The organism is Bizionia myxarmorum (genome assembly GCF_008086205.1).
In the GTDB taxonomy this organism is placed as follows: Bacteria; Bacteroidota; Bacteroidia; order Flavobacteriales; family Flavobacteriaceae; genus Algorimicrobium; species Algorimicrobium myxarmorum.
Window position 1 is genome coordinate 1,812,346 of the sequence record NZ_VSKK01000001.1, and the last position, 22,167, is coordinate 1,834,512.

Below are 22,167 nucleotides of genomic sequence, written 5' to 3' on the forward strand. Positions count from 1 at the left end.
GATTCTGTTAGAGATTGTTTAGTGAAAAGTAATCAAATCTATTAATTTAGATTTAATACCAACGCCTAGTAAACAACCCTAACAACGTTTTAAAATCCAAGGTCACAATAAACCTGATTTTTTCGGCATATTGTGGTTGAGATACTTCCCAACCTAAATTGGAGTATACAGGAAAATAAAGCTCAAAATAATCTTCCATTAAACTGACACGAATACCTGTATCATAAAGAACTTTGGTGCTTTCTTCGTGATTTTTAACTAAACCAATGTCACCGTAAGCCATGATGTATTTCCAAATAGTCATACTTCCATTTAAGGTGGTAATCCATTGGTTGGCAAAAGCTGGTTCTAATTGAGATTTAAAACCACCTTCAGCAATTATTAATTGCTGACTAAATATACCGGCACTTTCCGAGCGGCCGTAATAGTTATAATCAAATAAATAATCGGTTGGCCTGTCTAAAGCAAAACTGAAATAGTCTGAATCTCTATAGGTTTTGTTATAGAAAAATGCACCTGCAAAGAAACGTAAATTGTATTGTCGGTTATTTTTGGATAGCTTTCTGTATTCATAGTTTAAAGCAATCTTCCCGAATTTTTCGGCAAACTGCATATCTGCAAACCAAGACGAATAGTTAATTAAATCCTTATCAATATGGTTATAACGCATATTGAAAACTCCATAATTTGGTTGATTTGTTTCTGAAGTTAACAAAGCAGAAGGATCCGAATCCCGATTAATATCCACATATCTTACCGATAAATATTGGCGCTTATTGGCGCGTAAGTTTGTTTTATCTTTGAAAGATAGCTGAACGCCTGGCGTAAATTTGGTTACAAATAAATCTTTGGCATAACTGGAATAACTAGCGCCAACACCATAACTAATATTATATAAATGTGAAGAATCATCAATATACTGGTTGTAATTAAGCGATATAGATCCGGTAAGCGATTCGGATTTTAAACCATATTGCGGCGATATTTTATAATAGAATGGTTTCCGAAGCACGGTTTTATTATAGGCTTTTACACCTAAAACTATACCGTCATAAATATTATTAAACTCCACAATGGGCATTAAAAAAACCTGATTATAATCGGGGTCTTCAATATCCTTTATTAATCGCAATTGTAACGGTCGATTAAAAAGCGCTTTATTTAAAGTTTTCGTATTATTTCTTACATTGAATTCCGGCACAATTTGATCATGATTTAATACCAGCCTCGTGGTTTCGGTGTCTGGAATGCTTATCGTTATCGAATCTTTAATGTTTTCCAACCAGATTTTAGAGGTTACCGTTTTATCGGTAAATGAGAATAAGGAGATTGGCACGTTAGCATCCGATTTGTTCTTAATCGTCACGCGAATGGAATCATTTTCCCGAACTGCTCTGCTAATGGTATAGTCGATGTATTTTTTAGTTTGAAGATAATCGGTGAAAAACCAATTCAAATCTTTAGTGGCTGTGGCTTCTAAAAAGTCTTTAAAATTGTTGGTATTAGCCTCTTGGTTCCGATTGGTATTTAGATAATCCAAAAGTGTCCCCGTCATTTTATAATTCCCCAGATAGTCATCTAAATATTTTAAACCAACGCCTGCTTTGTATTTATTGGCAATATTCTCATTAAATTTTAAAAGTGAATCTTTAGACATGCTTAATGGCTGGTCAATATTTTGACGTGCCATATGCATATACAGAAAACTGTATTGTGCGTTAAAATCTAATTGTGTGGCGTGAAAAGATTTTAATCCAAAAATATCAGAAAGTGTTCCGGCCAATTTCATATTAGGATAAAATTCATCCACATATTTCATTAAATAGTAGGTTTGCATACCATCTAAAAGCCATTGATCCGTTCTTGGATTGATAAGCAATATATTTTCTAAATAACTACGAAGTCCAGTTTTTAGAATTTTCAATTCATACTGAAAATGATCAGGAAACGGTCTGATAAAACTTGGAAGTAAGTTCAAGCCATATAAGGGATTCTTACGATAATCAATATCCGTAATTAGTAAGCGTTTATGCGGATAATCGCCTAGGTTATTGCTTAAAAACTGGGCTATTTTATCGGTAACTAAAGCTTTATTCATCGGGCTTAAATCCTCATCATCTACATTTGAAGCGATGGTGAAAAAATCCGTTTCAATATCCCGATATTGTGATTCTTTATTTAAGAAAAGCTTGGAGTTTACACGGTTTTTACCAGATAAAACCACAACTTGATTACCCTTAACTTGGTAATAATCTTTCTTATCCAACTCCGAAACCAATTGATAGGCCAGTGGAAATGTAATTTCCATGTCAATATCAGCTAGCGGCACAAACATATCGTCTAAATCCTTATTGCTGCTGTATTTCCATGCGCCATTATATATTGCCGGTGTAATGTACCAAAAACGCAAATTGTAATCGCCCGTGGACGTAACGCCATAACGCGTGAATTTATCATTAGGAACCTGAACAATATAATTTAAATATATAGTGTAGGAATTGTTGGGAAGTAGAGGCGTATCCAATTCAACCTTAATAACATCTATATGATCTTTAACCCGATCAAATTTTAATTCAGAACCATTTTGGTGAATGTCCGTAATAACAGAATACCCACGATCCTCGTTTTTTGCAAAGTGAAATTCGGTTTTAAATTCTTCCGAAAAACGCTTGGCTAACGGCGTATCTTTAGTGGCGAAACTGTTACCCCAGTCATTTAAATAAATAGTTTGAAGTGTATCTTGACTGGTATTAAAATAGGTAATTTCTTGTGAAATTTTAATTTGATTATTCTCCACATTAAATGTTGCTTTTAGGTTCATAGCATTCTGGCTAGCTACGTTTAGACTAAAAGCAAAAAATAGGACACTTAATAGATAGAATATTCTCAATGTATTTTAATGAATTTTAAAGGTTCAAAGGACGCATTTGCGGCAACAATATAATAGATGCCGGCGGATAAATTTGTTAAGGTTACGTTATAAGTATACGAACTTTCAACAGTAATGGTTTTGACTAGTTGCCCTAACTTATTGTAGGTTCCTAAATTTTATAATAGTTAGCACGTGTATGCGTTTTTAGAGTTAGTAAATTTTGTTTACAAATCTCAAAGGTCCTAAAAATAGTGTTCCTATCATTTGTCCTAATAACTTCTAAATGCGCTAATTTATTATTAACAGAATTTTCATTCGGAAAATTTAACAAATTGTAAAACATCACATTAAAGGATGCTTGCGAAAACAATGTTGTAAAATTTAAGACGCCAAAAAGCATCAAAAATGGCCATTTTTTTTTCATGTAGGAAGTTGAGGCGAAAATTTTTAGAAGTTTGGCGTTAATTGAGATTCCTTATAGAAACTATCTAAAATGGGAATTACTTCATCGGCTGTATCCACCAAGTGAATTAAATCTAAATCTTTGGCGCTAACATTAGCAAATCCGTCTAATAAGGTCGTTTTAATCCAATCTAATAAGCCTGACCAAAAATCAGTACCGACTAAAATAATAGGGAATTTTTCAATTTTATTTGTTTGAATTAAAGTAATAGCTTCAAACAATTCATCTAAGGTTCCGAAACCACCGGGCATAACTACAAAACCTTGAGAATACTTAACAAACATAACTTTTCGAACAAAGAAATAATCGAAATCTAAACTTTTATCTGAATCGATATAGGGATTATCATGTTGCTCAAAGGGCAAATCTATATTTAATCCAACGGACGTTCCGCCAGCAATATGCGCACCTTTATTTCCAGCTTCCATAATTCCTGGACCACCGCCGGTAATAACGCCATAACCATGCTCCACTATTTTACTGGCAATTTCTTCTGCTAGTTTATAGTTTTTATGATTGGGTTTTGTACGTGCGGAACCAAAAATAGAAACGCAAGGTCCAATTTTACTTAATTTTTCGTAACCGTTAACGAATTCGCCCATAATTTTAAAAATGGCCCATGAATCGTTTGTTTTTATTTCATTCCAACGTTTATGATGTTGTTCTTTTCTCATATTTTAAATCTTTATAATCTGTAATACTGTATTTTAAAGGGTGGAGGAAATTATAATCCAAAAGCAAATTTAAGTGATTTATATACATATCACATCCTTTATTTACAGGAATTCACATTTTAAAATTGTTATTTTTTTGATACACTTTTGATTTTAAATAAACACAAAAAAAGACAAATCATGAAGATTTGTCTTTTCTATATATTTAATTTTAAATAGTTTATCTCAAAGGACCTCGGCCTGAAATAAGGTTATATAATATCACGATTACAGCAATAACAAGCAGAATGTGAATTAAATTACTGGTTTCCAAACCAGGAACTACGCCTAGAAATCCAAGTAACCAAACGACTATACAAATAACGGCTACAAGCCAAAGTAAACTTCTCATATTTTTAAATTTTAATGGTTAGTACAACTAATCTACTAAATTAAAATGAGAAATATATCAACTTAACTCTTTTTTAAGAAATTGTGCTGTGTAGCTTTTTTTGTTTTTTATAATTTCTTCGGGCGTGCCTTTGGCAACAATTTCACCACCACCTTTACCGCCTTCGTAACCTACATCAATGATATAATCTACGGTTTTTATAACGTCTAAATTGTGCTCAATAATTAAAACGGTGTTTCCTTTATTTACCAACTTATTTAAAACTTGCATCAATACACGAATATCTTCAAAGTGCAAACCTGTTGTAGGTTCATCTAGAATATAAAAGGTATTTCCTGTATCGCGTTTGCTTAATTCCGTAGCTAATTTAATACGTTGCGCTTCACCACCAGAAAGCGTGGTGCTTTGCTGACCTAAAGTAATATACCCTAAACCAACATCTTGAATGGTTTTAACCTTTTTATGAATTTTTGGAATATGCTCAAAGAACCCAACCGCTTCATTCATGGTCATATTTAATACATCACTAATAGATTTTCCTTTATAACGAATTTCCAACGTTTCACGATTAAAACGTTTGCCTTGACAGGTTTCACATTCTACATAAACATCGGGTAAAAAATTCATTTCAATAACACGTAAACCACCACCTTGACAGGTTTCACAACGTCCACCTTTAACATTAAAACTAAAACGCCCAGGTTTATAACCACGAATCATGGCTTCCGGTATTTTAGCAAATAGACTTCGAATTTCACTAAAAACACCCGTATACGTCGCCGGATTACTTCGTGGCGTTCTACCAATTGGCGATTGGTTCACGTCAATTACTTTATCAATATGTTCTAAACCTTTTATGCTTTTATAAGGCATCGGTTTTTTAACGCCATTAAAATAATAGGCGTTCATAATAGGATAAAGCGTTTCATTAATTAAAGTCGATTTTCCGCTACCAGAAACACCAGTTACACCAATCATTTTCCCTAAAGGAATATCAATGGATACATTTTTTAAGTTATTTCCTGTACACCCTTTTAATGAAATGGTTTTCCCATTGCCTTCACGACGCTCTTTAGGAACTTCAATTTCTTTTTTCCCGTTTAAATAATCTGCAGTAAGGGTATTATGTTTTTTGACTTCGTCGGGTGTGCCAACACTAATTATTTCCCCACCATGTTTCCCGGCATGTGGACCAATATCAATAACATAATCGGCATTTTCTATCATATCCTTATCATGTTCTACCACAATAACAGAATTCCCAATATCGCGAAGTGAAATTAAGGATTTAATCAATTTTTCATTATCTCGTTGGTGTAAACCAATACTTGGTTCATCCAGAATATATAAAACACCAACCAATTGCGACCCAATTTGTGTAGCTAAACGAATACGCTGTGCTTCACCACCAGAAAGCGATTTGGAACCGCGATTTAAGGATAGATAATCTAATCCAACATCCAATAAAAATTGCGTTCTTGATGAAATTTCTTTAATGATTTCTTCGGAAATTTTAAGTTGTTTTTCCGTAAGATGATTGGGTAAATCCTTAAACCATAATGATAAATCAACGATATCCTTATTTGCTAATTCGGCAATGTTTAGAATATTCACTTTAAAATAAAGCGATTCTTTACGCAAACGCGCACCTTCACAGGTGTTGCAAACTACTTTATCCATATAATCTTTTGCCCAACGCTTTAAAGAGGTTGTTTCAGCAGTATTATATTGATTTTCAATGAAATTAGCAACACCTTCAAAATCAATTTTATAATCTCGGGTGACACCTAAATTTTTGTTTTCGACAGCAAATTTCTCATTACCACCATATAAAATCATGTGTTTAGCAGCTTCAGGAATATCTTTATAGGCATCATTCAATGAAAAGTTATAGCGTTGTGCTATCGTTTCAAACTGCTTAAAAATCCAAGAATTTTTTTGTGGACCATGTGGTACTAACGCGCCCGATTTTATGGATAAAGTATCGTCCGGAATTATTTTTTTAGCATTTACTTGATACAAAGTTCCAATTCCATTACAAGTTGGGCAAGCGCCTTTTGGGGAGTTAAATGAAAAATTATTGGGTTCCGGATTGGGATAAGATATACCAGAACTTGGACACATTAAATTTCGACTAAAATAGCGCGCTTCTTCCGAATCTTGATCAATAACCATCAGCACATCTTCGCCGTGATACATAGCGGTGTTTATGGTTTCAGTTAGGCGTTTATCATTATCCGCAGAGGCATCAATTTTAAGACGGTCTATGACAATTTCGATATCGTGATTCTTGTATCGATCTAATTTCATGCCTTTGGTAATGTCGCGTATTTCACCATCAGTTCTTACTTTTACAAAACCTTGTTTTGCAATTTGTTCAAATAATTCGCGGTAATGCCCTTTTCTAGAGCGCACAACTGGCGCCAAAATATTAATACGTTTTCCATTAAACGTTTCGGTAATCAGGTCTTTAATTTGCTCGTCATTATAACTAACCATTTTTTCGCCGGTATTATAACTGTAAGCGTCACTAGCTCGTGCGAAAAGTAAACGTAAAAAATCGTAAATTTCAGTAATGGTTCCAACAGTAGACCGTGGTGATTTACTGGTTGTTTTCTGCTCAATAGCAATAACTGGTGAAAGTCCATCAATTTTATCCACATCAGGACGTTCCAATCCACCTAAAAATTGGCGTGCGTAAGCCGAAAAGGTTTCAATATAACGTCTTTGACCTTCGGCATAAATGGTATCAAAGGCTAATGATGATTTTCCACTACCAGATAAGCCTGTAATAACAACAAGTTTTTCTCTTGGAATGGTAACATCTATATTTTTTAGGTTATGAACGCGAGCGCCTTGAACCTCAATTGTATCTTCAAATTTACTCATAGCATAGCAATTCAGTCTGTTTTACAGACCAATTTGCAAAGGTACAGTTTATGCCATTAAAAATAAAGGAGTTGATATTTAGAGTTTTGTTAAAAAAGCAGTGCTACTTATTATTTTTAACTTTTATATTCTTTCGCCCATTTTATAAGTGAATCCGGTGCGGCATCTAACTGCAATTTTTCAATAATATTGGTACGGTGTTTTTGAATAGTTCTTGGAGAAACACAGAGCATATCACTAATTTCAGTAGATGTTTTCCCACTGGCAATGATTTCTACAATTTTACGCTCGGAAGGTGTTAATAATTCGAGTTTTTTAAGCTCGTTTTCAACATGAGATTCCAAATTTTCAGAAAAAGAACTGCTGTAATAATTCCCGTTTTCCATCACAGTTGCGATGCATTTTTCTATTTCTGTCATGCTATCTTCTTTTAACAAATAACCATGAACCCCTATTTTTTTAGCTTGAGCAACAAAATTTCTCTGTTTATGATAGGTCATAACAATATATCGCGTGTTTAAATCCGCATATTCTTTGCAGGCCGACATAACTTCGAAGCCATTTAAAAAGGGCATTTCAATATCTAATAGTGCAATATCTGGTTTTAAATTGGTGATGGTTTTTACAGCTTCTTTCCCGTTTTCTGCCGTACCTATAATGGTATAACCAGCTTGTTCAAGCTCCTGTTTTAAACCTTTTAGCATAATAGGGTGATCTTCGGCAATAACGATGGTGATGTTTTTTTTAGACATGGGAATCTTATAAAAAAATGGGTTTTATTACATTTGTAAAAATACACTAATTAACGTTAGTTGTATTTATTTTTTGATCGAAAGGTGCAGCATTTAAACTATTTCAATAGGAAGTTTTATAACTATTTTCGTGCCTTTTCCAATAGCAGATTCCACTTCCAATTTGGCTGATATTATTTTGCAACGTTCCATGAGCGATTTCATTCCTAAACTTTTGGATGTTTTAATAGCTTGGTTATAGTCAAACCCCTTCCCGTTATCTTTTATAGTCATAACAATATGGTTGGCTTCGGTTTCTAAACTGACAAAAACAGCTTTAGCTTCAGCATGCTTTATGGTGTTATTTAAAGCTTCCTGGGTAATTCTGTATAGGTGTAAAGCTTTGTCTTTATTGATTAAGTTGTCTGTGTTTTCTATTTCTAGTGTGAAAAACACGTCGGTGCCTTCATCTAATTCATTAACTAAATCTTCTATAGCAGCTGTAAAACCTAGGCGTTCAAGTGCCGCTGGATATAAACCTTGAGAAATGGAACGTAAATTGGCCAACGTGTCATTGGCTAAATTTCCATAATCTGGGTTGTCTATTGTTTTTAATTTCCGCGTTAATAGCATGAGTTGTTGGCCTACAGAATCGTGTAACTCAAAAGCTAACCGGGTGCGTTCTTGTTCTTGGGTGTTAATAATATCTTGCGTAAAGGCTTCTTGTAATTTCTGTTTGTTTTTTGCGAAATTTCTAGAACGAACAACCGTTACAAATCCAAAAACTGATAGTAATCCTAAACCTCCAAACATTAACCATTGATTTTTTACTTTATTTTTGGTATCTAATAAAGCAATATTACTCGTTTGATTCTGAATGGTTAAATCGCGCTTTTCAGTTTCATATATGGTTTGATAATAGGCTAAAACTCGCGTGTTTTGACTGCTGCCAATGGAATCTTTAATTTGGGTGTATTTTTTATAATGTGAAAATGCTTTATCCGGATCACCCATACGCTCATACACTTTTGATAAAAATAAAGAAGCTTCTTGCAATTCTTCATATTGATCACTTTCATTTTTTAATTCATAATTTTCAATTCCATAACGTATGGCTTCTGTATAATTTTTTTCGGCAAAAGCATAGCGCATTTTAGCGGCTAAATAAAATGGTCTGTTGTATCCAATAGTGCTGTTTTCGTCACGTTCTAAATCTTCAATAATTGCTTTGGCTTGTTTTAAACTATCGTTTTCTGCTAAACCAACCGCTAAACCAAATTTAAGAGGTACATCAAAATAGGCTTTCTTTTCTAATCTATCATTGGCTTCTACAGCCAACTTTAAGTTTTTAATCCGGCTTTTTTGGTTGTTTAGTTTATGATCATCTGCCGCATTGTTATAATATACAACAGGTAAATTATGATATGAATGTGTTGTATTAGCAATTTTTATTAGTTCATCTCGCTCTTTTTTTGCCTCTTCAAAAAAGCCATTTTTACTATATAATATAGAGATAGAATTTTTAGCACTTAACCAATAAACCGTGTCTTTTTTCTCTTGAAACATTTTAGACGCTTCTTGCAGTGTAATAGAAGCTGCACCAAAATCCCCTGTATTGAGTAGCGCCATACCTTTGGCGAATTTGGATAATTCCATGTATTCAGACTGATATTTTTCGGCGTATACATAAGAACTATCAAATAGTTTTATGGATTCCTCAAAATGTCTGGAATCATAGTGAAGATAAGCTGCTTCATAATAAAAATCATCAATTAAATTCGGCTTGGTAACTTGTGATAAAATAGGAATGGTGCTTTTAATTATTTCTTTAGCTTCATCATATTCATTGGTGCCATAATTCAGATAATTTATAAAATTGGTTGTGTGTTTTACGGCAATATTAATAGAATCTAATTTTTGAGCAAAACTGATAGTTACCCTAAAAATCGAGTCCGCATTAAAAGTGGAATCGTAGCGTATTTCTCCCGAAAGACTGTCTAGAAATTTGAGACGTTCGGCTTTAGAAGTGCGTTCATTACTTAAATTCAATAAACTTTTATTTTTGCTTAAATCTTCGTCTTGGGCATTTAAAAAAATAGGAATTAATAGCACTATGAACAGGAAATAAAATCTCATGGTATCTTTGGTTTGCGTAAAACTAGAGCATTTAAAGTTGAAATGAAATAGCTCATCTCGTTTTAGGTTTAAAAAGTGTAAGAACTTTGGTTAATTGTGAAGGAATAGATAAAGCTTTAAGTGAAAATTTAAATTTTTAATTCGAATACCTACAGATTTGTTATTATTGCACTTCAAATTTATAAAACCTTTTAAAATGAACATACTAGGAATTAGCTCACGAATAAATCATCCAGAATTTGGTAAAGGTGTTGTCACTAATGTGACTTCTAAGCATTATTGGGTAACTTTTATTGAAAATGGTTTAGAAACCATAGATATTGATTCTGAATTTGAAGTGATTGAAGCGGCTGAAGACGATGTAGATTCTGTAAGTTTTGCTGATGTTGAAAGCAGTTTGGTACAGATTTTAAAACGTTGGAGTGATGCCAGTGAAGTAGTTCATATTGCTGATAAATGGAAAGGTGGGAAGCTCATTTTAGAACCTGGCGATTCTAATTTAAAATCGAGTGAGGTGCCTATTGATAGCTTTTTTCACAAAATAACGATGGTTCGTGATCGCTTGCGTGTTATGGAACAAAAAATTAATGCCAGCAATTTAGAAGAGCAAGAAAAAATTGACTTGCAGCAATATATCACTAGAAGTTATGGCAGTTTAACGTCTTTCAATGTGCTTTTTAAATTGAAAGAACAACAGTTTGTTGGGCAGCGTTCTAAATAAGTGTTTAGTTTACAGTAGCAGTCGCAATCGCAGTACTTTAGTTATTATAGATACAGTTTTAGTGTTTTAAAACCACTTGAAAAACCATCCATTTATGCTATTAAAACTGAATACTGAGAACTCATTTCCTTCCAATAATAGCATTTATTTTAATCCCCATAAATAACATTTCATGGAAAGTAGGAAGTATGGCGCCACTTTCAGTAGTTGTCCAATCATTCCAAGAGGCTTCAAATCCGCCAATTGGCAGAATATCCACCCACATCTTGAATTTAACGGGTTTGTTATCGGGATTTAGAATCCATAAATACGAATCGCCTGGCGTGCTGCCTCCTGTTTTATAGGTAACCAACAAGGCTTTTTCTTGGTTTTCTAATATCACCATTCTACGCTCCGTTCCGGGATCAAAAACCTTGTAAGGCGCTACTAGCCAAAAGGAATCATTATTAAAATAGCTTAAGGCATTTTCAATAAGGTCTTCAGCTTTTTCATTTAGTACCTCTAAATTATTCACGTAAGCTTTGCTTAAGCTCGGGTTATTTAAATTAAGATTTACTTTGTTTTTTTTCCAGTGAACTTCACAGGTGTTTTCAGATTTTTGCCATTTAAAATGATGCTGGTTTTTAAAAGTCCATTCTATATAATTGGTTTCCTCGTAAGCTTGATAATCCAAAGCCTCTAGCATGCTTTGCGCAAGTGCTTCTGCAGGCGCACCTTCATCACCAAGCGGCAAATCTTCATTGTATCTAAAATATATAAAGCCTAAAAAAATCATGCTAGGAAGCGTGAAAAAGATGATAAAACCGACAGTTATTTTTAGAGTTTTCTTGATTTTCATAAGGATTTAATTAAGGTAGACTTTTCTAAAATGGCAAGGTAATTCGGTTTAAAATCCAACAGCTGTATCATCTCCTCTGGAATCTGCTCCACCTTGTAATTTACCAGAATCCAATATTAAAATACCATCCACTTTTCCAATAACGGGTGCATCTTCTTCAGTAATAATATAACCTTTGGCTTCTAATTCTGATTTTAAGTTGCCTTTAAAAACTTCGGGCTCCATACGGACATAATCTGGTAACCATTGGTGATGAAATCTAGGAGCATCAACGGCTTCTTGCATGCTCATACCAAACTCATGCACATTTAATATGGTTTGCAGCACAGAGGTTATAATGGTCGATCCGCCTGGTGTTCCAAGCGTCATATATAATTCACCGTTTTTCTCAACAATAGTTGGCGTCATAGAGCTTAACATGCGTTTTTCAGGAAGAATGCTATTGGCTTCAGCACCAACTAAACCATATACATTAGGTTCACCCGGTTTACTGCTAAAATCATCCATTTCATTATTTAAGAAAAAGCCTAATTCCTTAGAATATAATTTAGAACCGAAACCACTATTTAACGTTGTTGTTGCGGCGATGGCATTTCCAAATTGATCCACAATAGAGTAGTGGGTCGTTTCGTCACTTTCTATAATTTGAACAGCCCCATGTTTCATATCGGCTGATTTAGTAGCTTTTTCAAAAGAGAAATCGGCCATTCTTCCTGCCAAATATCGTGTACTGATTAAAGAATCACTAGGAATGTTTACAAAATCTGGATCGCCTAAATAGAAACTTCTATCGGCATAAGCACGGCGTTCGGCTTCGGTAATAATTTGAATCGTTTTTAAGCTGTTATGTCCAAATTCCGAAAGATTGTAGGGTTCAATCATTTTCATCATTTGTGCTAATGCAATTCCACCGCTTGAAGGTGGCGACATAGAAATTATTTTTAAATCGTCATAGGTGAAAGTCACAGGTTTACGCCATTGGGCTTCGTAACGCGCTAAATCTTCTTCAGTTATAATTCCGCCTTCAGCCTGAATAAAGGCTGCTAATTTTTTAGCTGTTTCACCTTTATAAAATTCATCACGACCGTTCATCATAATCGCTTTTAGAGTCGCTGCCAAAGCTGGATATTTTACGGTATCGTTTTCTTTCCAAACGCCATCAAAGACAGTTCCGTTAGGATTAACTGCTTTGATATAGGGTTGAAAATACGCAATGCTTGCCGCTTGTTTTTTAGTAACAATAACGCCACGTTCAGCCAATTCAATAATCGGTTTCATAATGGTTTCAATAGGTAAAATACCAAATTTTTTATGTGCTGCAAATACACCGGCAATTGTTCCAGGTACACCAACTGCCATAGCGCCCGTAGTGCTTTTACCAGGGATAACTTGACCTAAACTGTCTAAATACATGTCTTTTGTCGCGGCCATGGGAGCTTTTTCGCGATAATCTAAAGCGCCAATTTCACCAGAATTCATGCGGTAAACCATAAAACCACCACCACCAATATTTCCAGCATATGGAAATGCTACGGCTAAAGCTAATTCTGTAGCAACCATAGCATCAAAAGCGTTTCCGCCTTGTTCTAAAATAGCACTACCAATTTTGGAAGCTTCCGTACGGGCTGAAACAACCATCGCTTTTTGAGTAACTAAACCTTGTTTTTGGGTCGTTTCTGCTAATTCTGCTTTGTCTTTACAGCTATAAAAAACAGCGATTACTAGCAAGAGTGAGATACTCTTCATCATCCTATTTAAATTATTGTTTTGGTAATAGTTTCTAGTTTTTCGGCAGCAAAAACCTGTAAATCTTCAAAAAATAACCTGAATTCAGATTCGAATTCATCATAGTATTTTACAAGTTCATGCGTGGCATTATGCATATTGGATTTGTTATTGGTACGTCTATTCATACCCTCTAATACAAACTGGATGCCATCTATTTCAGCATAGCTTGTTAACAAATTACCGTCTATCATATAGGGTAACATATTTTGTATTCGCGGCGTGAGTATGTCAAAATTATCCTGTAAAAGTTCATAAAAATTCTGTGCATAATCTGCTAAAGGCACCTCTGAATAGGTGGTCCAGTTTTTAGCTAAAAAATGATCGTAAAAAATATCAACAATCACGCCGCTATAATGGCCATAATTTTCATGAAGCTTTTTAGTGCTCTGTCTAACCACAGGATGTGCATCAGTAAAGGTGTCTATTTCACGATGCAATAACATACCGATTTGAATGTTTTTTGGGAACTCTTTATATTTCTTGCCACGAATACCATCGGCCATAAAATTCCCAATCGTTACCTGTTTTTGGTTGTTCGAAAGATAAATATGCGCTAAAAAATTCATAATTCGAATTTACAAATTCATACTTAAGAAAACACATATAAAACTTATATTTGTTGAAATTAAACGAAAAAACATGACACTTATAAAATCTATATCGGGAATCAGAGGAACTATTGGAGGCGCAGTTGGCGATAATTTAACGCCTATTGATGCTGTAAAATTTGCTTCCGCTTATGGAACTTGGCTAAAAGCGCAATATAAAAAAGACATTTACCGCGTAGTTGTTGGTCGTGACGCCCGTATTTCTGGTGAAATGATTCAGAATTTAGTCATGAATACCTTGGTTGGTTTAGGAATTCATGTTATTGATTTAGGTCTTTCTACAACACCAACCGTTGAAATTGCTGTGCCCATGGAACATGCCGATGGCGGGATTATTTTAACGGCTAGCCATAACCCGAAAGAATGGAATGCTTTAAAATTATTAAATAATAAGGGTGAATTTTTAAATGGCGAAGAAGGCGCTAAAATTCTCGCATTGGCAGAAGGTGATACCATGAGCTTTGCCGATGTGGATAGTTTAGGGAAAATTACGAAGAATGATGCTTATATCGATATGCATATTGATCAGGTTTTAAATTTGGAATTGGTAAATAGAGACGCTATTGAAAATGCGAATTTTAAAGTGGTGGTTGATGGTGTGAATTCTACAGGTGGCATTGCTATTCCTTTATTGCTAGAACGATTAGGGGTTCATACCGTGAAATTATATTGTGATCCAACGGGACATTTCCCTCATAACCCAGAGCCCTTAAAAGAGCATTTAACAGATTTATCTGAAGCCGTTGTAAAAGAGCGTGCTGATTTGGGAATTGTGGTTGACCCCGATGTAGACCGTTTAGCTTTTATGGATGAAAAAGGCCAGATGTTTGGCGAAGAATATACCTTGGTTGCCTGTGCAGATTACGTATTGAGTAAAACGCCAGGAAATACGGTGAGTAATATGAGTTCTACAAGAGCTTTGCGTGACGTAACTGAAAAACATGGCGGTACTTATGAAGCAAGCGCCGTTGGTGAAGTAAACGTGGTAGATTTAATGAAAAAAAACAAGGCTGTTATAGGTGGTGAAGGAAACGGTGGCATTATTTATCCAGAATCCCATTACGGGCGTGATGCTTTAGTTGGCGTGGCGTTATTTTTGAGCTTATTAGCTGAAAAGAGAATGTCTGTTAGTGATTTACGCGCCAGCTATCCAAGTTATTTTATGAGTAAGAAAAAAATAGCTTTAACACCAGAATTGGATGTGGATGCTATTTTAAAAGCTATGGAAGCCAAATATAGTCATGAACGGGTAACAACTATTGATGGTGTAAAAATTGATTTTAATACCAGTTGGGTACATTTACGAAAGTCTAATACAGAGCCTATTATTCGGGTTTATACCGAAGCCCCATCACAAGAAGAAGCAGATGCCTTGGCTAATAAAGTCATGGCAGAAATAGAAGCTGTGGCTAATAATTAGTACTTTGGCAACTTAATAAATACGCATGATTAGTACACAAACATCTTCAGAAGTTTCAACAGATTTAGAAACCTATTTTGGTCAATTTAGAAAGCACATTATTGGTGTAGATCAGACTTTTGAATCGCCTTATGGAACTCAAAAAATCATTTACACGGATTGGACAGCCTCTGGACGTTTATACCGCCCAATTGAAGAGAAAATAACTAATGTTTTTGGACCTTATGTAGCAAATACCCATACCGAAACTACTGTTTCAGGAACGGCTATGACGAAAGCGTATCATAAAGCCAAGCATATTATTAAAAAACATGTGAATGCGAGTGATGATGATGTACTCATTGTTTCTGGAAACGGGATGACGGGAGTTATCAATAAATTCCAACGTATTTTAGGTTTAAAAGTTCCAGAGAATTTAAAGAATCATACGATTGTTCCAGAAGACTTATGCCCCGTTGTTTTTATTACTCATATGGAACACCATTCTAACCAAACAACCTGGTTGGAAACCATTGCGAAAGTAGTGGTTATTCCGCCTTCAGAAGCCGGCTTATTCAGTTTAGAGAATTTAGAGAAACTTCTTATAGAACATAAAGATTGTCCCATTAAAATAGCTTCCGTTATTGGCGGTTCTAATGTTACAGGTATTCAAAATCCGCATCATGATATTGCGCAAATGATGCATAAACATGGCGGCGTTTGTTTTGTAGATTTCGCATGTTCTGCACCTTATGTGGATATTGATATGCATCCAGAAGATGAAACCAAAGCTTTGGATGCTATTTTCTTTTCACCTCATAAATTTATTGGCGGTCCTGGAACTTCTGGTGTATTAATTTTCAACAAGAAATTATATAAAAATATGATTCCTGATAATCCAGGTGGCGGCACCGTAAGTTGGACAAATCCTTGGGGAGAACATAAATATATTGATAATATTGAAGATCGTGAAGACGGTGGCACGCCTGGTTTTTTACAAGCCATAAAAACAGCTCTAGCCATTAAGTTAAAAGAGCAAATGGGCGTTAAAAATATGTTGGAGCGCGAGCATGAAATATTAAAAGTAGTTTTTAATGAATTAGGTAATGTACCAAATCTACAAATTCTAGCTGGGCAGCATACCGATAGGTTGGGTGTTGTTTCATTTTATATTGACAATCTCCATTTTAATTTAGGCGTAAAACTACTAAATGATAAGTTTGGTGTTCAAACACGTGGCGGTTGCAGCTGTGCTGGCACTTATGGTCATTTTTTACTACATGTAGATCAACAGACCTCCAATGAACTGACTCGTGAAATATCGCTAGGTGAATTAACGCGCAAGCCAGGTTGGATTCGTATGTCTATTCATCCAACAACAACCAACGCTGAAGTGCAGTATGTATGTGATAGTATTAAAGCATTAGCTGAAAATCACGCGGCTTGGAAAAACGATTATGACTACAATAAAATGACGAATGAGTTTATTCATAACTCACTAGTAAATCAAGAAATGGATGAAATGGAAACGCTAGTTACTAGCTGGTTTCTATTATCATAAAACCTTAAACGTTCTTTTGATATTCTGCTGGCACTTTATCACGATGTTTCCAGCGCTTGTGCGTCCATAAATAATATTCTGGAGCCTCATTAATCTGCGCTTCAACTAAATCTAGGAAACGGTCTGTAATGGCATAGTCTGGATACTCATTCGGGTGGTATGCTAAAGTTGTAAACGTCGTTTCATAAAAACCGCGTTTCAGTTTCTTCACTCCAAAAAAGACCACAGACATATCAAGCTTTTTAGCTAACATTTCTGCACCCGTGTGCACGGGAACCGTTATACCCATAAATTCATTCCAATGAAATGCTCTTTCGGCTTTAGGTGACTGGTCTGAAACAAAACCACAAATGGTAACTTTCCCTTCCTTTTTTAACTGCATTAGTACAGGAATGGTTTCTTTGGTAGTAATTAGGTGGCTGTTATATTTAGCGCGAATACGCTTAACCAAACCATCAAAATATTTATTAGCTAAACGTTTATAAATGGCGTACCCTTGATTTTTCATATAGGTTTGCAGAATAAAAATCCATTCCCAACTTCCATAATGTGCACACATTAGCGCGATGCTTCTATTTTCATCTTCTAATTGCTGAATGACCTCTATATTAGTAAATGTGAAGCGTTTTTTCATATCTGCTTCCGAAATGGTTAGGGATTTGATAGATTCCAAAACCATATCACATAAATGATGGTAAAATTTCTTTCGAATTTTGTTTAATTCAGCATCAGATTTATGAGGAAAGGCGAGCTTTAAATTCTCTTTAACTACTTTTTTTCTATAGCCTATAATGTGATAGATTAAGACGAATAAACCATCGGAAACCGCATACAATAATCGGAAGGGCAAAATGGACACCAACCATAAAATGGGATAAATTAGAATATAAGCAAGAAAATGCATGAATTAATTTTAGATTTGCAGCTACAAATATATGTTATATTCTTTTTAAACGTTTACTATTTATGGGCAATTTAAGTTTGGTTCTTATTGTAATTATTGCGGCGAATGCCTTGATTTCATTCAAAGGTTTCAGTGATCATCCGTTTTTTGAAAAATACAAATTCCATATTGGAAGTATTCTTCGAGGTGAAAAAATACGCATGTTTAGCTCTGGATTTTTACATGTGGACATGGCTCATTTGTTTTTTAATATGTTTTCGCTGTTCATTTTTGCGGATGTCGTTATTGGCTTTCTTGGAGATATTCAGTTTGTAGTTATTTATATTGGAAGTTTAGTGATGGGGAATTTACTGTCGTTATATTTTCATAAAGATGAGCCTCATTACAGTGCTGTTGGTGCCAGTGGCGCGGTTATGGGTGTTATTTATTCGGCTATTTTACTACAGCCTAATATGAGTTTGTATATGTTTTTTATTCCTATACCCATTCCAGCCTATATTTTTGGGATTGGCTATTTATTATATTCTATTTATGGCATGAAAAATAGACTTGGCAATATTGGTCATGATGCGCATTTTGGCGGCGCTATTGGTGGTTATGTTATAACCTTATTGTTGGCGACTTGGTTGTTTGAAAAAAACCTACTTATGATTGGATTGTTAGCTTTGCCTATAATTTTACTATTTGTATTGAAGAAATTGGGGAAAATTTGATATACTTCTTTAAGTGAAAAGTGAAAAGTGAAAAGTGAAAAGTGAAAAGTGAAAAGTGAAAAGTGAAAAGTGAAAAGTGAGAATAGAGGTTTGAGGTGTAAAGATTTAAAAGTTAGTATAGAAAAGTGCTATGAATAAAAAAAGCCTTTCCAAATGGAAAGGCTTTTTTCTATAATTTGATTGCAACTTAATCTAAAAGCTCTGCAATTTTAGCTTCTAAATCTGCGCCTCTTAAATCTTTAGCAATAATTTTTCCTTCGCTATCTAGAATAAATGTAGCTGGAATAGCTTGGATATTATAGAGTTTAGCAATAGGGTCTTCAAAATAATTTAGGTTAGACACTTGGTGCCATTGTAAACCATCCTGTTCTATAGCTTTAATCCATTCGTCTTTGGCATTAGGTTGTCTTGGATTTCCATCTAAAGACACACCAATTATTTCAAGACCTTTATCATGATACTTTTCGTAAACCTTAACAACATTTGGATTCTCTCTTCTACACGGTGCACACCAAGCAGCCCAAAAATCAATAATAGTTACTTTACCTTTAATATCGTTTAAAGCAACCATTTTTCCTTCTGGATTAGGTGCCGAAAAGTTAGGCGCTACGCTACCCATTGATGTTGCTTTAGATGCATTTACAATAGCTGCAATACTTTTACCAATACGGCTGTTTTTAACCGGCTCGGTGAAATTCTCATACAGTTCTTGCGCTTTATCTAAATCAATACCTTTTGTTTGAACTAGGTTTTCAAGAATTGCAGCACTTGTTACTACATCATTATGCTTTTTAATTGCTTCTAGGTTTTTAGCATTTCCTTCGTCTACAATTTTCTTAAACTCATCTTGAATCGCTGTCATTTGAATGGTGTCACCCGTATTTCTAGCTGCCATATAAGCTTGACCCATTGTTTCATTTTTAGCTCTAATAGGATCTGATATTTTCTTGAATACTTGAAAAATATCATTTTCATGGCTTCCTTTTACAACAGAAGATTGTAAGCTATCTTTGTAAAATTCAATTGTAATATCCTTATTTTCCAATACAATTGGCGTACCGCCAACCATACCGTCAATCGTGATTACATATAAATCTGGTGATTCAACAGCGCCTGTAAATGTTAATTTACCGTCTTTCACAACAGTAGAATCGACAAAAAAGGAATTATTTAAATCGGCATTACGAAGTCTTACTGTCTTACCGTCCACGGCCTTATCAATAGAACCCGTTATAACATAACCTTCTTTAGTTTCGTTATTCTTACAAGAAACTGCAAGGACGACGAAAGCAAGTAGCATAAGTTTTTTAATCATTTTCAATGTTTTTTAGTTTGTGCAAATATAGTAGATTGTTAAAAAATATCTGTTAAGAATTAGCTAATATCCTAAAGGGTGTATTTCGTGCTGTTTTTAGTACTTTTGTAGCATGAATCAAAACGATACTATTGTTGCGCTTGCTACGGCTTCAGGAGCTGGTGCTATTGCGGTTATTCGCTTATCAGGAACCGATGCCATAACTATTGCGGAAGACTGTTTTCGTTCGGTTTCTAAAGCTAAAAAGTTATCCAAACAGAAAACACATACCATTCATTTAGGGCATATTGTAGATGATACACGTGAAATTGATGAAGTTTTAGTATCGGTTTTTAAGAATCCTAATTCTTATACAGGTGAAGATGTGGTGGAGGTATCTTGCCATGGTTCCCATTATATTCAACAACAAATCATTCAATTATTCTTAAGAAACGGTTGCCGAATGGCAGATGCGGGTGAATTTACCTTGCGTGCTTTTTTAAATGGGAAGTTAGATTTAAGTCAGGCCGAAGCCGTTGCCGATTTAATTGCAAGTGATAATGAAGCGTCTCACCAAATTGCCATGCAGCAAATGCGTGGTGGTTTTTCAAGTGAAATTGCCAAGCTTCGCGAAGAACTTTTAAACTTCGCATCCTTAATAGAATTAGAGTTGGACTTTGCTGAAGAAGATGTGGAATTTGCGGATAGAACGCAATTTCGGGAATTAGTAGAACGAATCACATTTGTTTTAAAACGTTTAATCGATTCGTTTGCTGTTGGAAATGTCATTAAAAACGGGATTCCGGTTGCTATTGTAGGGGAACCTAATGTGGGGAAATCCACATTGTTAAATGCGTTGTTGAATGAAGAACGCGCCATTGTTTCAGAAATAGCCGGAACTACGCGTGATACTATTGAAGATGAAATTAGTATTGGCGGTATGGGTTTCCGATTTATAGATACAGCTGGAATTCGTGAAACACAGGATGTGGTAGAAAGCATTGGAATTAAAAAGACCTTCGAGAAAATAGAACAAGCCCAAGTGGTCATTTACTTATTCGATGCGGAACAGTTCCAAGTTCAAAGTTCCAAGTTCAAGGTTGAACTGGAAAAGATTAAAAATAAGTACCCCTTAAAACCCTTACTTGTTATTGCCAATAAAATTGATAAAGTAGATGATATTTTGTTGGCGCAAATGCAAACGGAGATCCCTGAAATCCAATTGTTATCAGCTAAAAGTGGCTTTGGCGTTGAGCAACTTACCGATTCTTTATTAGGCTTGGTAAATACAGGCGCACTTCGAAATAACGAAACTATTATCACCAATACACGGCATTATGATGCGCTGCTAAAAGCATTAGAAGAAATTCAGAAAGTTAAATACGGGTTGGATTCTGGATTGCCAAGCGATTTAATGGCCATTGATATTCGGGAGGCTTTGTACCAATTTGGATTGATAACGGGGAATGTTACCAATGATGAGTTGTTGGGGAATATTTTTGCGAATTTTTGCATCGGGAAATAGATTCCAAATTCCAAGTTCCAGATTTCAAAAGGACTATATTTCAAAAACTACCTATTATTTCACGGAGATTCGCGGAGACCTTACAGAGATTCACGGAGGTTGATTGGGTTGATACGACTTGATTTGTCTCGCAAAGTCGCAGAGGCGCAAATCTGCCTTTCGGCAGACAAGGGCGCAAAGGCGAAATAAGTGTTATGGGTTTATATTTCGGGAATAGGCAGGTTATGAATTCCAAGTTTCAGATTCCAGATTTCAAAAGGACTATATTTCAAAAACTACCTATTATTTCACGGAGATACGCGGAGACTTTACAGAGATTCGTGGCGTTTGATTGGGTTGATACGATTTAATTTGTCTCGCAAAGTCGCAGAGGCTTAAATCTGCCTTTCGGCAGACAAGGGCGCAAAGGCGAAATAAGTGTTAGGGGTTTATATTTCGGGAATAGGCAGGTTATGAATTTCAAGTTTCAGATTCCAAATTCCAAAAGGACTATATTTCAAAAACCACCTATTATTTCACGGAGATTTGCGGAGACCTTACAGAGATTCATGGAGATTGATTGGGTTGATACGATTTGATTTATTGTGTAAAGTCGAAAAGTCACAGAGACGTAATGGATAAAGGCCGAATTTGCAGCGTCTTAAATCTGCCTTTCGGCAG

General features: G+C 35.0%; 16 protein-coding genes. 5 read left to right on the forward strand and 11 right to left on the reverse strand.

Features of this window, described 5'->3' with window-relative positions; genetic code table 11:
* Positions 1–52: 52 nt before the first annotated feature.
* From ES674_RS08285 to ES674_RS08310, 6 genes are all read right to left on the reverse strand, one after another.
* Positions 53–2,821, reverse strand: a complete 2,769-nt coding sequence (locus tag ES674_RS08285) for a metalloprotease (RefSeq protein ID WP_246125992.1) — start codon at positions 2,819–2,821, stop codon at positions 53–55.
* Positions 2,822–3,319: 498 nt separating this feature from the next.
* Positions 3,320–4,009 (reverse strand): LOG family protein, encoded by a 690-nt coding sequence (locus tag ES674_RS08290; RefSeq protein WP_148403468.1) that lies wholly within the window; start codon positions 4,007–4,009, stop codon positions 3,320–3,322.
* Positions 4,010–4,229: 220 nt separating this feature from the next.
* Positions 4,230–4,400 carry a lmo0937 family membrane protein gene (locus ES674_RS08295; RefSeq protein WP_148403469.1) on the reverse strand — a complete coding sequence of 57 codons (171 nt, stop codon included), beginning with the start codon at positions 4,398–4,400 and terminating at the stop codon, positions 4,230–4,232.
* Positions 4,401–4,457: 57 nt separating this feature from the next.
* Positions 4,458–7,289, reverse strand: a complete 2,832-nt coding sequence (uvrA, locus tag ES674_RS08300) for an excinuclease ABC subunit UvrA (RefSeq protein ID WP_148403470.1) — start codon at positions 7,287–7,289, stop codon at positions 4,458–4,460.
* 116 nt (positions 7,290–7,405) lie between these two features.
* Entirely contained in the window at positions 7,406–8,041 is a 636-nt protein-coding gene (locus ES674_RS08305) for a response regulator transcription factor (RefSeq protein ID WP_148403471.1), read from the reverse strand.
* A 93-nt stretch (positions 8,042–8,134) separates the two neighbouring features.
* On the reverse strand, positions 8,135–10,156 hold the full coding sequence (locus ES674_RS08310; RefSeq protein WP_148403472.1) for a tetratricopeptide repeat-containing sensor histidine kinase: 2,022 nt from the start codon (positions 10,154–10,156) through the stop codon (positions 8,135–8,137).
* Positions 10,157–10,352: 196 nt separating this feature from the next.
* On the opposite strand from ES674_RS08310, the gene ES674_RS08315 reads away from it, so the two are divergent.
* A complete protein-coding gene (locus tag ES674_RS08315) occupies positions 10,353–10,877 on the forward strand; it encodes a hypothetical protein (RefSeq protein WP_148403473.1) in 525 nt (174 codons plus the stop codon).
* A 121-nt stretch (positions 10,878–10,998) separates the two neighbouring features.
* Here ES674_RS08315 and ES674_RS08320 read toward each other — a convergent pair whose 3' ends face one another.
* From ES674_RS08320 to ES674_RS08330, 3 genes are read right to left on the reverse strand one after another with little or no spacing between them, the layout of a single operon-like run.
* Positions 10,999–11,715: a hypothetical protein gene (locus tag ES674_RS08320; RefSeq protein WP_148403474.1), complete on the reverse strand. Its 717-nt coding sequence runs from the start codon at positions 11,713–11,715 to the stop codon at positions 10,999–11,001.
* 48 nt (positions 11,716–11,763) lie between these two features.
* Positions 11,764–13,461: a gamma-glutamyltransferase gene (gene ggt, locus ES674_RS08325; protein ID WP_148403672.1), complete on the reverse strand. Its 1,698-nt coding sequence runs from the start codon at positions 13,459–13,461 to the stop codon at positions 11,764–11,766.
* Between the two features lie 8 nt (positions 13,462–13,469).
* The gene (locus tag ES674_RS08330; protein ID WP_148403475.1) at positions 13,470–14,069 is read right to left on the reverse strand and encodes an acyl carrier protein phosphodiesterase; all 600 of its coding nucleotides are present in this window, start codon (positions 14,067–14,069) and stop codon (positions 13,470–13,472) included.
* Between the two features lie 73 nt (positions 14,070–14,142).
* Here ES674_RS08330 and glmM point away from each other — a divergent pair, with 73 nt between their 5' ends.
* Both glmM and ES674_RS08340 read left to right on the forward strand, forming a co-directional pair.
* Positions 14,143–15,531 carry a phosphoglucosamine mutase gene (glmM, locus tag ES674_RS08335; protein WP_148403476.1) on the forward strand — a complete coding sequence of 463 codons (1,389 nt, stop codon included), beginning with the start codon at positions 14,143–14,145 and terminating at the stop codon, positions 15,529–15,531.
* A gap of 25 nt (positions 15,532–15,556) precedes the next feature.
* Complete coding sequence (locus ES674_RS08340; RefSeq protein WP_148403477.1) at positions 15,557–17,071, forward strand: aminotransferase class V-fold PLP-dependent enzyme; 1,515 nt, start codon at positions 15,557–15,559, stop codon at positions 17,069–17,071.
* A gap of 4 nt (positions 17,072–17,075) precedes the next feature.
* On the opposite strand, the gene ES674_RS08345 is transcribed toward ES674_RS08340, so the two are convergent.
* Positions 17,076–17,975, reverse strand: a complete 900-nt coding sequence (locus ES674_RS08345) for a lysophospholipid acyltransferase family protein (RefSeq protein ID WP_148403478.1) — start codon at positions 17,973–17,975, stop codon at positions 17,076–17,078.
* A 62-nt stretch (positions 17,976–18,037) separates the two neighbouring features.
* Here ES674_RS08345 and ES674_RS08350 point away from each other — a divergent pair, with 62 nt between their 5' ends.
* Complete coding sequence (locus ES674_RS08350; RefSeq protein WP_148403479.1) at positions 18,038–18,688, forward strand: rhomboid family intramembrane serine protease; 651 nt, start codon at positions 18,038–18,040, stop codon at positions 18,686–18,688.
* 187 nt (positions 18,689–18,875) lie between these two features.
* Here ES674_RS08350 and ES674_RS08355 read toward each other — a convergent pair whose 3' ends face one another.
* On the reverse strand, positions 18,876–20,003 hold the full coding sequence (locus tag ES674_RS08355) for a TlpA disulfide reductase family protein (RefSeq protein WP_148403480.1): 1,128 nt from the start codon (positions 20,001–20,003) through the stop codon (positions 18,876–18,878).
* A 112-nt stretch (positions 20,004–20,115) separates the two neighbouring features.
* Here ES674_RS08355 and mnmE point away from each other — a divergent pair, with 112 nt between their 5' ends.
* On the forward strand, positions 20,116–21,507 hold the full coding sequence (gene mnmE / locus ES674_RS08360; protein ID WP_148403481.1) for a tRNA uridine-5-carboxymethylaminomethyl(34) synthesis GTPase MnmE: 1,392 nt from the start codon (positions 20,116–20,118) through the stop codon (positions 21,505–21,507).
* Positions 21,508–22,167: the final 660 nt, after the last annotated feature.